Source organism: Chitinophaga sp. H8 (assembly GCF_040567655.1).
Taxonomy (GTDB): domain Bacteria; phylum Bacteroidota; class Bacteroidia; order Chitinophagales; family Chitinophagaceae; genus Chitinophaga; species Chitinophaga defluvii.
In genome coordinates this window covers 1,395,066-1,406,753 of record NZ_JBEXAC010000001.1, presented here as the reverse complement: position 1 = coordinate 1,406,753, position 11,688 = coordinate 1,395,066, and the positions used below count along the sequence as shown (strand labels likewise).

Below are 11,688 nucleotides of genomic sequence, written 5' to 3'. Positions count from 1 at the left end.
GGGTTTTCTGGCTGATTTATGGCTAAGGCTGATTAGGATGATGCTGCGCCCATTTTTCGGAGAAAACCTCTCCCCAGTACTTGATGTAGGAATAATAATCGTATTCCGTAGGGAACCCCTGTAGCATCTCATAACTGGGCCGGTATTGCGCCATAAAGGTGTCCAAAGCGGTGGGCTCCAGGCCGGTTATTTTCCTTACCAACTCCTTATTAAAGCGGTGGTCTACATATTTATCCCGTTCATCCTGCTCCAGGTATCGCCTGAAGGCCTCCATTCTTTTGATCTTTTTTAAGCTGAACAAAGCATCCAGGTTAAGCCCTACCCCCACTCCACCACCTCCGCCCATGGATAGAAAATCCGGGGAGTAGTCAAATATCTTACGGTATTCATTACGGTGTTCCAATGAATCCCTCCTGTAGTTAGGCATACGGGTAGCTACCTCTACCGTCGGTAATATATGTACATCTACATGGAGGCTCATATCAAAAGGCCTGTTAAAGGGAATCTCTTTTACGGGAAATTTCATCGTAGCCTTTCCCTGGTAGGAAAAGCTAATGGAGTCAGTAAGGGGTAATTTAATACTATATCGGCCTAAAGAATCGGTTACGGTACCGGCGCCGGTGGTGCTTCTCACACTCACTCCTGGCATACCATAACGGGCAGAACGGTCATATACCGTTCCGCTCACCTTCACTTGTCCGCTAACAGACAAATGAAGTAAGGTTAATATTGTAAATATTATTGTCTTTTGTAAAAGATTAGTGACCCTCATTCCGCCCCCAATCTAAGACAGGATGGAGACATAAGCAAGCATAGCTGAAATATTAACAATTCATTTTATTCAACAACCACCGACATTAATGGTACAGCCTGAGGGGAGAACCGGCGCATCACCGGCTCTGCCAAACCCCGGCCAATAACAATTATCGCCACTCCATCAATGCAGCATTGAGGGCTACTTCCACCTTATAACGGGGATTGTGAAAATGGATTAACCCATGACCGGGCAACATGATATCCATGTCTATTTTTGCAAATTTCATCAGGGAGGCGGTATATATCTTTTTGTCAAAATCTATAGAACCACTCCACCCAAAATCTCCACCCAGTATAGTGCCGATCAGGTCTCCGCTGATCATCAGCCTTTTTCCTTCATAATTGAATGCATAAGCAGTACATCCCATACTATGACCTGGCACATAGATGACTTCAATATCCAGGCCCAGCAAGTGGAGTACTTCCCCATCAGCTACTATCTGATCTACTTCTACAGGATGGAAAGTTTTATGATATAAAAACCCGCAGCAACGTTCATCTCCGGCAGCTACGCTGGCTGCTGCTTCCTTGCTGGCCAACAGCTTTACCCCCCTTTTCTTGAGAAGATGCGCCCCTCCTGCATGGTCAAAATGGGAATGCGTGAGAATACAATACTTAATGTCATCAGGAGACAGATCCCAGTATGCCATATTCCTGAATATCTGATCCATGGTATCACCACAACCACAATCAAACATCAAGAGACCTTGTGGTGTTTTTAAAATATAAGAGTTGCCATCATTCCACAAGGCCCCTTGCTGATCGAACGTAATACCATTCAAATCACCACCTACCTGATAAAGTCCTTTTAATACCTGCATTACATTCGTTTTTGAAATCTGTTTCGTGCTACAGCATGATCATGCTTACGATTGTACACCAGCAGCTACCGGCCAGTATTGCTGTAACTTACGGCGCAGGAAAGCTACGCTGCGTTCCAGCTGATCCATACCATCCACACCATCTTCAATGCTGATCCAGTTATCGAATCCTACCCGTTTCAATTCAGTGAAAATAGCATCATAATCATTAAGCCCTTTCCCGATCTCTCCGTGACTCAGGCGTTTGGCATATCCAACTGCGCCACCTTCTTCCTTGCGGAGGTCTTCGATAGTACCCTCTTTAAGATAACGGTCGCTGGCGTGCATGGTAACTACCCTGGAAGATACTCTTTTCAGTAATTCCAATGGATCCTCTCCTGCCAGGAAAGTATTACTGGGATCATAGTTTACCCCAAAATTAGGGTGATGGATCCTGTCTACCAGTTTACAAAATACATCCATCTGCTGGGCAAATTCCGGGTACTCCCAGAAATCATCCTTATAATGATTTTCGATGATCAGCGTAATCCCTCTTTCCTGTGCGTATGGAATACAAGCCGTGATACAATCTGCCGCCAGTTTCAACCCCTCTTCCATCTGAAGTTCCGGTCTCTTCTGTCCTGAAAGTACCCTGCAATAGGAACCTCCCAGGATATGCGTCATATCTATCCAGTTTTTTTGTTTGTTGATTTCCTGTTCGCGGAATTTTGCATCCGGGTGTGTAAAGTCGGGAGAACAGCACATCATAGGGATGACTTTCCCCTGATCTTCTACCTGTTTACGAAAGATGGGCCAGTTGGCTTTATCAGACATTTCCAGGAATCCGGCATACCACTCCAGTCCTTCAATATCCAGTTTAGTTGCCAGCGCTATCCATTCAGACACCTTCATGCTACCATCCTTACATAAGGCGTGCATAAAGGCTTTTGGAAAAACGGCGAGTTTCGGCATAAAATAAATTCTTTAATAAATGATCGTTTGTTTCAGGAATATGCAGACTACGCTGTTTTAATTCTTAGGCGGGTTACGGCCAATCAGCGGGTGCTGTTCCAGCTCCACTACCTGTCCGCTGATAGGCCCGCTTTCATCAGCCAGCCAATATACTGCGGCAGCGGCAATTTCTTCCGGCTTCAACAGCCGGCCGGCAGGTGCATATACCCTTGGCAGATCCTTGTACCAGTCTTCTGCAAGACCTTGTGCTTTTTTACGCTCTGCTTCCTTTTCGGTCAGTACCCAGCCTACATTGAGCTGGTTTACCCGGATACCCATTTCCCGGTGGAGGGTATCCCCCAGGTTACGGCTTAAGGTCATCAATGCGCCTTTCGAAACACTATATCCGAAGAGGTTAGGTTCTCCGCTCCAGGCATTTACCGACCCAATGTTCAGCACACTGCCGCGTGCATTGCTCAGGTGAGGTAATGCGGCTTGTATAATAGCAAATGGTGCCATCAGATTGGCTTCCATAATACTACGAAACAAGGGCAGATCAGTAGTATGTACATCAGACGACACGATCATGGCAGCATTATTTACAATAGCATCCAGGCGGCCAAATTTATTGACCGCTGTTGCTACTAAACGTTGTGGCGCTCCTTCAAAAGTGATGTCTTCTATATGCAATACTGCCTTATCGGCTCCCAGCGCTTTCACAATAGCTTCTCCCTGTTCTCTGGCACCATCCCGCCCATGCACTACCACCTTGCCGCCTTCTGCCACACAACGTATGGCAATGGCTTTACCGATGCCGGTGCAGCTACCGGTTACTATAACAACTTTATCTTTCAACCGCATAACTATACTGGTTTAATAATACTTTTCACTACAGCGCCACTATGCATCTTTTCAAAAGCATCGTGCCACTCAGCGATTGGCCAGATACCGCCAATAACAGGTTTCACATCCAGACGGCCACTGGCCAGCAAAGCAATAACACGCTCCCATACAGGCCAGTTATGACTGAAACTTCCCTGCAAGGTTACGTTCTTTTGTACCAGCGGGTCAATAGAAAAACCAAGTGGCTGAGGTCCCCAACCGACCTTCAGGATATGCCCGTTAGGACGTACCAGGTCCATCGCAATCTTAATGGTAGCACTTGCTCCTGCGGCATCTATGATACAGTCAGCACCAAGACCATCTCTTTCTTTTGCCCATGCAGTAGCATCACCTACAATACCCTCACAACCATATTGCTCAGCAATGGCTAAACGGCCTTTATCTGCTTCCAGCCCTACCACTGCTACATCAGCCCCACAAAGGCGTGCTACGGCTGCACACAGGATACCTATCGTACCAGGGCCCAGCACAACAACACGATCACCTGGCTTCAGATGTGCATTGTTTACTACTGCATTGTAAGCAACACAGCAAGGCTCTGTTAAACAGGCATGTTCAAATGGCAGCTGGTCAGGAATACGATGCAGACAACGGGCAGGTGTTGAAACGAAGCGTGTCATCGCACCGTTTACACCATATCCAAATCCCTTACGGGTAGGGTCCAGATTATACAATCCTACTCTCGACATAGGATTATCAGGATCGATAATAGCAGCAGTTTCACTTACTACGCGGTCGCCTACTTTCCAACCTTTCACGCGGCTGCCGGTTTCTACAATACGACCGGCAAATTCATGCCCCAATACTACCGGATAGTTTACGGTCCAGCTATGACCATTGGTCCATTGGTGTATATCGCTTCCGCATACACCTACATAAGCAACTTCCAACAACACATCTTCTTCACCAATTACAGGTTTTTCTATTTCACGGATCTCTACGGCACCTTTTTCAGGTGCATAGTTCACCACAGCAGCTGATTTCATTTTATCTGAATGATTTAAATTTTAATACCATTTTTTCCTACCGCAACGTCGCCGTATGCATGAATTTTTTCACAAATCATCCGGAGAGATGCTTCCAGATCTCCGGTAGCTGTTTTAAAGGCATCTGCATCAATAGTCAACGGAGCGCCCAATACTACCAGTGGTGCGCCATATTCCGGACAGCGGATAGCTTGCTCCAGTGACAGGCCACCTACTGCCTGCACAGGTATATTTACGGCACTCACCACTTCACGTAATTGGTCCAGCGGACTAGGCATGCGCTTACCTTGTGCAGCGATACCACGTCTTTCATCATAACCGATATGGTGAATCACGTAATCGCAACCCAGGTCTTCCAGGATTTTTGCTCCTTCCACCATGTCCGGGTGCCCCAGATTATCTCCCATTACTTTTACACCAAAGTCGCGACCAGCATTCACCACACACTTGATTGTTTCTTCATGCGCTCTCACCATTACCACTACATGCGTGGCGCCGGCTTTGCCCATCATTTCCACTTCAAGATATCCACCATCCATTGTCTTCAGATCTGCTACAATCGGAATATTTGGAAAGGCTTCCCGCAGCTTTCTTACTCCATGTAAACCCTCTGCCAGGATCAAAGGAGTACCAGCTTCTAACCAATCAACGCCTGCACGCACTGCCAATGCAGCTGTTTCTAGGGCTTCATCAATGTTTGTTAAATCAAGTGATATTTGTACTATCGGTTTCATAAATTATTATATAAAAAGTATTCGCTTTTAATTATGGTAGCATCCTTACTTTCAAATCCTTAAAGAGTACTTTACTCTTGGGATCATGTCCCTGCAGGGCAAATGTTCCGCTGGAAATCAACCTGCCTGGATGTCCTTCCGGCGCCACCGCATTTTCAGGCTCCGTCCATTCCAGTACAGTTTTGTCGTTGACCTTAATGGTTACTTTTTTACCCTCTACCCGGATATACTCAGTAAACCATACATTGTCATCCACCAGCTTTTCCTTGATCTCCTTGATATCATACAAACTGCCTGTTCTTTTCCAGTCGCCATGCGAGTTGTTTACCTGTACTTCAAAACCATCATCCGGGAATTTTACCTCCTGGAATTTCGTGTGGAAATAGATCCCTGAATTTGAGCCTGGCATAGTCATTACCTGCGCCTGGAATTCAAAGTTTTTGAAGTTATGATTACCCACCTCTCCCATATAGAAGAGGTGTGCTCTCTTGCCATGCACTGCAATGGCACCGTCTTCTATCGAAAAGGTGCCGGGGTTTTCACCTGCCTGCCATCCATTCAGTGTTTTCCCGTCGAACAGAGAAATCCATCCGCCATTACCTTTTGCAGAAGCTCCGGCGCTGTCTGCTGATCCGGCTTTTTTACTGGTACTACAGCCCATCATCACTGCAGCAGCGATCAGGAACAACGTTATGTTATATTTCATCTTAGCTTATTACTAGTTTTTTAATAAAAATCAACCCAGTGTTCCCCAGCCTTTCCTGTACTCGCGTTTTACATACTGATTGGCGTCGTCGTAGTTGGTAACACGCATATTCTGATGATCCCAGAGTAACTTGGTATTCGCACCAGGATATTCATTTCCTTTTCCTGATTTTCTTGGCCTTGGAATATCTGCTACCCTGATAGCCAGGTTAGCCATTAATACGGCTTCTGTCAGCGGGCCTGCCAGATCAAAAGGAGAACTCAGCTCCATATTTCCGTATCCAGCTATAGCACCTTCTACCCACTGCGCATAGTGTCCTTCTGCGCTGCCTGGTACACGGGCCAGGGTTTGTTTTACCTTCACTTCATTCATGCGTGACAGTGGCAACAAACGTGGGTTAGCTGCATATTCACTGGCCATCATTTTACCTTTGGTACCAATAAATAAGATACCACTGTTACCATCTCCAAACAGTTCATCAGGTCCCAATTCTTCCGGTCTTTCTGGTTTTATACCACCATCCATCCAGTGCATGGTTACTTTGCCCTTGGTTTTGTCTGTTTTAGGGAATGTCAGGGTAGCATGACTTGCCGGAGGACAGCTATCGGGGAAGAAGCCTCTTTCGCCAAAATCCACAAACACACTGCTTACGCTGGCTTGTACATCTAATGCATATTTCAGGTTCAGTACACGGAAAGGTGCTTCGATCAGGTGACAACCAAGATCGCCCAATGCGCCGGTACCATAATCCCACCAACCGCGCCAGCTACCTGGAATCAGTTTATCAACATAATCTTTGTACGGCGCAGTACCTAACCACAGATCCCAATCAAGTCCTGCAGGAACCGGAGGTTTTTCTTTAGACCAGGGAATACCTTGTGGCCATACAGGACGGTTAGTCCAGATATATACAGTATGTACATCACCTATTACACCAGCATCATACCATTCCCGCAGCTGTCTTACCCCATCACCGGAAGAGCCCTGGTTACCCATTTGCGTAACTACTTTATAACGTTGGGCCGCTTTCGTGAGCGCCCTGGCTTCATAGATATCGTGGGTCATCGGTTTTTGAACATACACGTGTTTGCCCAGCTGCATTGCCCCCATGGCAATAATAGCGTGGTTATGGTCAGGTGTGGAAACCGATACGGCATCAAAGCTTTTTGATTCCTTTTCAAACATTTCGCGCCAGTCCTTGTAATATTTAGCTTTAGGAAAACGCTCTTTTGAAGTGGCCACCATACGGTCATCTACATCACATAAGAACCCAATTTCAGCTTTACCACTCTGATGAAAGTTATATAGGTCAGACCGTCCTTTGCCGCCAACACCTACCCCGGCGATTACCAGTTTATCGCTGGGTGCCAGATAGCCCTTGCCACCCAACACATGACGAGGTACGATGGTGAATCCGGCTGCTGCTACGGCCGCAGTTTTAATAAAATTTCGTCTTGAATTGGATTGGTTATCCTGACTCAACAAATTTTTGTCCATGTGTTTAATTTTAGTTGATTAAGAACGATAATTAATGATGATTAGCTTGATTGCAGACCATACTGCTGCAATACATCCTGCGGAACACCTGCCCATTTATTAGGGGTATTCCCTACATATCCAATATCCTTGATCCCCATCTCTGAGGTATAAAATCCGGTGGCAGTAAGGTTGCGCATCAGGCTAAAGAAAGCAACGCCCTGCTTCATTTCAGGCTTGGCTTTTAAAGGATAGGCTATCTCTGTTACGAGCTCCAGCTGTTCCTTCTCTGCACAATCAACAAAAGGTTTATTATAACGCTTCAGGCACTGCATGTCCAACCACTTCAATCCTCCCCGCATCGGTAACTGATGCGCAGGAATATCCTTTACAATAAATCCTATAAACTCCGGCACTTTGGCATCAGAAGCACTGCCTGATTTTTCATCTTTGGGAATGATGATATCTGCCAGTACCGTGATCGTGCGCATTTCATGTTCGTTAAAAAACGTTTCTGCTTCCAGCTTTTTCAACCGGGCAATTTCAAAGGCTTCCCGCCCATCCACCAGGGCTAAGCTACCTGTATCTTTCGCATCGGCAGCAGGCACCTTTTTAGTACCTGTATCACAAGATTCCAAAAGGATACCACTGCTGATCGCTGTCAGGCCCAGGGCCTTGATAAGTTCTCTTCTTTTCATCTTGTTATATGTTTCTTTTCTTACGCTGATCAAGTATATATTCTGCTGTTCTCATAGACAAGGCGAGGATAGTCCAGGTAGGATTCTTATCTCCCTGCTGTACAAATGATGCACCGTCTACTACAAACAGGTTCTTACAGTCATGTGCCTGACTCCACTGATTCAGGGCGGATGTTTTTGGATTATCTCCCATCCTAACGGTACCTACCTCATGAATAATGTCGCCCGGTTTTTTCAGACCATATTGTTCATCCAAACCTTTATCCGGCGTAGTAACAATAGCACCCATGGCGTCAAACAGATTCAGGAAGGTTTCTTTCATGTGTTTAGCCTGTTTGATCTCGGCATCACTCCACTTATAGTTAAATCGTAATACAGGGATACCAAACCGGTCTACTACATTAGGATCGATCTCACAGTAATTATCTTCTCTGGCAATGGCCAACCCTCTTCCGGCAAAGCCCACACGCGTACCAAAGAAACGGCGGTAGTCATCCTTCAGAGATACGCCAAATCCACCTGCATCTTTCTTATTACCATTACGGTCTGGTACCATCCCGTTCATTTCCGGTACGCCATCTGCAAATCCATAGGAAGGCATATTCATGCCGCCACCATACTCAATATGATAGCCACGTGGGAAATCCAGTTTTTTATTGTCCAGCCACCAGGGTGAATAGATATGCAGACTACCTACTCCATCCTCATTGTATCTTTTTCTATCCAGCAGCTTAGGCAGGAACCCCGACATGGAAACACCGGTAGAGTCATGCAGGTATTTACCGATAATACCGCTGCTGTTGGCCAGCCCTGCAGAGTGAATGGTTGATTTTGAATTGAGTAATATCCTGGCAGATTCACAGGCACTGGCGCCGAGGATCACGATATTGCCATTTACCTGGTACTCCAGCATGTCTTCTTTATTTACATAAGAAACACCACTGGCCAGTCCGTCTGCTCCGGTAATCACCTCCCGCACCATCGCGTTGGCAATTACTTTAAGGTTGCCCGTTTTCAGCGCTGGTATTACCAAACAGGAAGAAGAGGAGAAGTCACCATATACTTTACAGCTTCTGCCGCACTGTCCGCAGTTAAAACAGGCTCCTCTATCCTTATTGCCGGGCAATGCTTCAGTAAGTACAGATCCACGGCCTGCAATTACATTTACACCTACCTTTTTGGCACTATCTTTTATAAACAGCTCATGCAACCGTGGTTTAGGGGGAGGCAGGAAGATGCCATCCGGATCATTTTCCAGCCCTTCATTGGTACCATATACACCTATCAGCTGATCTACCTTATCGTAATAAGGTTTTACATCCTCATAAGTGATGGGCCAGTCGTCCGTAGCTCCGTCAAATGATTTACCTTTAAAGTCATGCGGACCAAAACGGAGAGAAATCCTGCCCCAGTGATTGGTCCTGCCACCCAGCATCCTTGAACGGAACCAGCTGAATTCTGTATTATTCTTTTTGGTGTAAGGCTCTCCTTCTATTTCCCAACCGCCAAAGGCGCCATCAAAATCACCAAAGGCCCGGTTGGTACTGGCTCCCCTGCGGGGAGATTCCCAGGGCCATTTTAATTGTAAGGAGTCTTTTGCAGGGTCGAAAAAAGGACCGGCTTCCAGCATCAGTACCTTCATACCGGCATGGGCAAGGACATACCCTGCCATGCCGCCACCTGCGCCCGAACCTACAATGATAACATCATAATTTTCAGTTGATTTCTTAATTTGCACGCTACCCATAATTTACTAAATATTTCATAAGTGGACTTCTGATCCAGACATATTAATGTATCCGCTACGGACATTTACTGTTTATCTTCATTTATTATTGCAGTAATCTGGCAAAACACACTTCCCTCCATTTCCCTGCTTTAAAACTGCCTGGTTGTATAATTTCATAACGTTGCAATCATAACTGGTTTGAGAATATGGACTTATGATTTCATAGCATTTGTTCCCCGGATACAAATAAACCTACCCCCAAAGACGTATAGATTTCCTTTGGCGATAATGAAACAAATATCCTAATTATGGAACCGCCATTGTTATACGATATTGTCCTGTTTGTATCAAATGTTATCTTAACCTGCTTTGGCAGGGATGACTGCCTTACTGTGGCGGATCCTGGCCGATAAAAAGCAGTAAAAATGCAGCTTTTTATATACCCTGCGGCTTGCCGCTGTAATCTCCTTTATTCCTGTAATTATTGATAACAAAACAGATATCTTGAAATATGCAACGACACTTTTAGTCCTTTTGATAATATCGTATAATATAAAGACAATGAGTGTGAATAACCGCCCCTTTATTTAATATATTTTAGTGCTTTGACTTAATGATGACGGCACCATACACCATGCATTAATATATTCAGTGTCACTAAACCGGGAGCCTTAGATTGTAATCAACGCTTCATTAAACCAACGGAATTCAGTAGTTATATTGAGCAGATTCTTATGAACAAGTTAAATTCCACAGCACATATTGTAAAACAGTCAGGCAACTTCCTTTTATTCAGCCTGCTGCTGCTCATCTGCAGTTGCGGTGCACCTGCAGTGAACAATACAAACAAAGAAGATACAGTTGCCTATTATACAAAAGATGATTATCCCACTGTCGGAAAAATTGATGCACACGTACATATATGGACTGCCGATACCACGATCGTACATGTAGCAAGAGAAGACAACTTCCGGATGTTAACAATTGTAGTGGATGAAGATCCGGGTATTATATTACAGGAGCAATATGCCGTACAGCATCAAAAACAATTTCCGCAATATGTATCTTTTGCTACCTCTTTTACGGTAGATGACTGGGATTCCCCCGACTGGAGCAAAAAAACCATCGATAAGATAAAGACCTCTGTCGCCAATGGAGCAATAGGTGTTAAGATATATAAGAATATAGGTATGACCCTTAAAGATAAACAGGGTCATTTTGTAATGATAGACAATCCGCGGTTTGATGAAATGCTGGATTACCTCACTAAAGCCAATATCCCGGTGATCGGCCATCTGGGTGAGCCCAAAGATTGCTGGTTGCCACTGGATCAAATGCTGATCAATTCCAACCGGAAATACTATATGAAACATCCGGAATTCCATATGTATGCCCATCCCTCCTACCCTTCTTATGAACAACAGATTGCCGCCAGAGATCACATGCTGGAAAAACATCCGCAACTGCAATTCGTAGGGGCACATCTGGGTAGCCTGGAATGGAATACAGATACACTGGCTATGCATCTTGATAAGTTGCCTAATATGGCGGTAGATATGGCGGCAAGAATATCCTCCCTGCAATTCCTGGCCAGCAAAGACTGGCAAAAGGTGCATGATTTCTTTATCCGCTACCAGGACCGGCTGATATATGGTACCGACAGAAGCGCTGAACCTACCAGCAAAACACCTGCTGAAGTAGCTAAATTTATACATGATGCATGGCTGGAAGACTGGGTCTTTTTTACCACCAGCGACACCCTGCACTCCTCATCCTTTGAAGGGCCCTTTACCGGTCTCAGACTCCCCAAAACAGTCATAGACAAAATATACAGAACGAATGCGGAGAAATGGTTCAAAGGATTGAACCGTCCATAAGTAAACGATCCG

Annotated in this window: 11 protein-coding genes; 1 reads left to right on the top strand and 10 read right to left on the bottom strand. The window is 45.3% G+C overall.

The window, feature by feature from the left end:
- Nucleotides 1-22 precede the first annotated feature (22 nt).
- The 10 genes from ABR189_RS05405 to ABR189_RS05360 form a co-directional block, all read right to left on the bottom strand.
- Nucleotides 23-712 carry a peptidase associated/transthyretin-like domain-containing protein gene (locus ABR189_RS05405; RefSeq protein WP_354659431.1) on the bottom strand — a complete coding sequence of 230 codons (690 nt, stop codon included), beginning with the start codon at nt 710-712 and terminating at the stop codon, nt 23-25.
- A gap of 211 nt (nt 713-923) precedes the next feature.
- Nucleotides 924-1,637: an MBL fold metallo-hydrolase gene (locus tag ABR189_RS05400; RefSeq protein ID WP_354659430.1), complete on the bottom strand. Its 714-nt coding sequence runs from the start codon at nt 1,635-1,637 to the stop codon at nt 924-926.
- Nucleotides 1,638-1,682: 45 nt separating this feature from the next.
- Nucleotides 1,683-2,588 (bottom strand): sugar phosphate isomerase/epimerase family protein, encoded by a 906-nt coding sequence (locus tag ABR189_RS05395; RefSeq protein ID WP_354659429.1) that lies wholly within the window; start codon nt 2,586-2,588, stop codon nt 1,683-1,685.
- Nucleotides 2,589-2,645: 57 nt separating this feature from the next.
- Entirely contained in the window at nt 2,646-3,428 is a 783-nt protein-coding gene (locus tag ABR189_RS05390) for an SDR family NAD(P)-dependent oxidoreductase (RefSeq protein ID WP_354659428.1), read from the bottom strand.
- Between the two features lie 2 nt (nt 3,429-3,430).
- On the bottom strand, nt 3,431-4,456 hold the full coding sequence (locus tag ABR189_RS05385; protein WP_354659427.1) for a zinc-binding dehydrogenase: 1,026 nt from the start codon (nt 4,454-4,456) through the stop codon (nt 3,431-3,433).
- A gap of 14 nt (nt 4,457-4,470) precedes the next feature.
- Nucleotides 4,471-5,190 carry an orotidine 5'-phosphate decarboxylase / HUMPS family protein gene (locus tag ABR189_RS05380; RefSeq protein ID WP_354659426.1) on the bottom strand — a complete coding sequence of 240 codons (720 nt, stop codon included), beginning with the start codon at nt 5,188-5,190 and terminating at the stop codon, nt 4,471-4,473.
- A gap of 31 nt (nt 5,191-5,221) precedes the next feature.
- Nucleotides 5,222-5,896 (bottom strand): 3-keto-disaccharide hydrolase, encoded by a 675-nt coding sequence (locus ABR189_RS05375; protein ID WP_354659425.1) that lies wholly within the window; start codon nt 5,894-5,896, stop codon nt 5,222-5,224.
- 30 nt (nt 5,897-5,926) lie between these two features.
- On the bottom strand, nt 5,927-7,393 hold the full coding sequence (locus tag ABR189_RS05370; protein ID WP_354659424.1) for a Gfo/Idh/MocA family protein: 1,467 nt from the start codon (nt 7,391-7,393) through the stop codon (nt 5,927-5,929).
- Nucleotides 7,394-7,434: 41 nt separating this feature from the next.
- The gene (locus ABR189_RS05365) at nt 7,435-8,070 is read right to left on the bottom strand and encodes a gluconate 2-dehydrogenase subunit 3 family protein (protein ID WP_354659423.1); all 636 of its coding nucleotides are present in this window, start codon (nt 8,068-8,070) and stop codon (nt 7,435-7,437) included.
- 4 nt (nt 8,071-8,074) lie between these two features.
- Nucleotides 8,075-9,817 (bottom strand): GMC family oxidoreductase, encoded by a 1,743-nt coding sequence (locus tag ABR189_RS05360; protein WP_354659422.1) that lies wholly within the window; start codon nt 9,815-9,817, stop codon nt 8,075-8,077.
- A 716-nt stretch (nt 9,818-10,533) separates the two neighbouring features.
- Between ABR189_RS05360 and ABR189_RS05355 the strand changes: the two genes are divergently transcribed.
- Entirely contained in the window at nt 10,534-11,676 is a 1,143-nt protein-coding gene (locus ABR189_RS05355) for an amidohydrolase family protein (RefSeq protein ID WP_354659421.1), read from the top strand.
- The last annotated feature ends 12 nt before the right edge of the window (nt 11,677-11,688 follow it).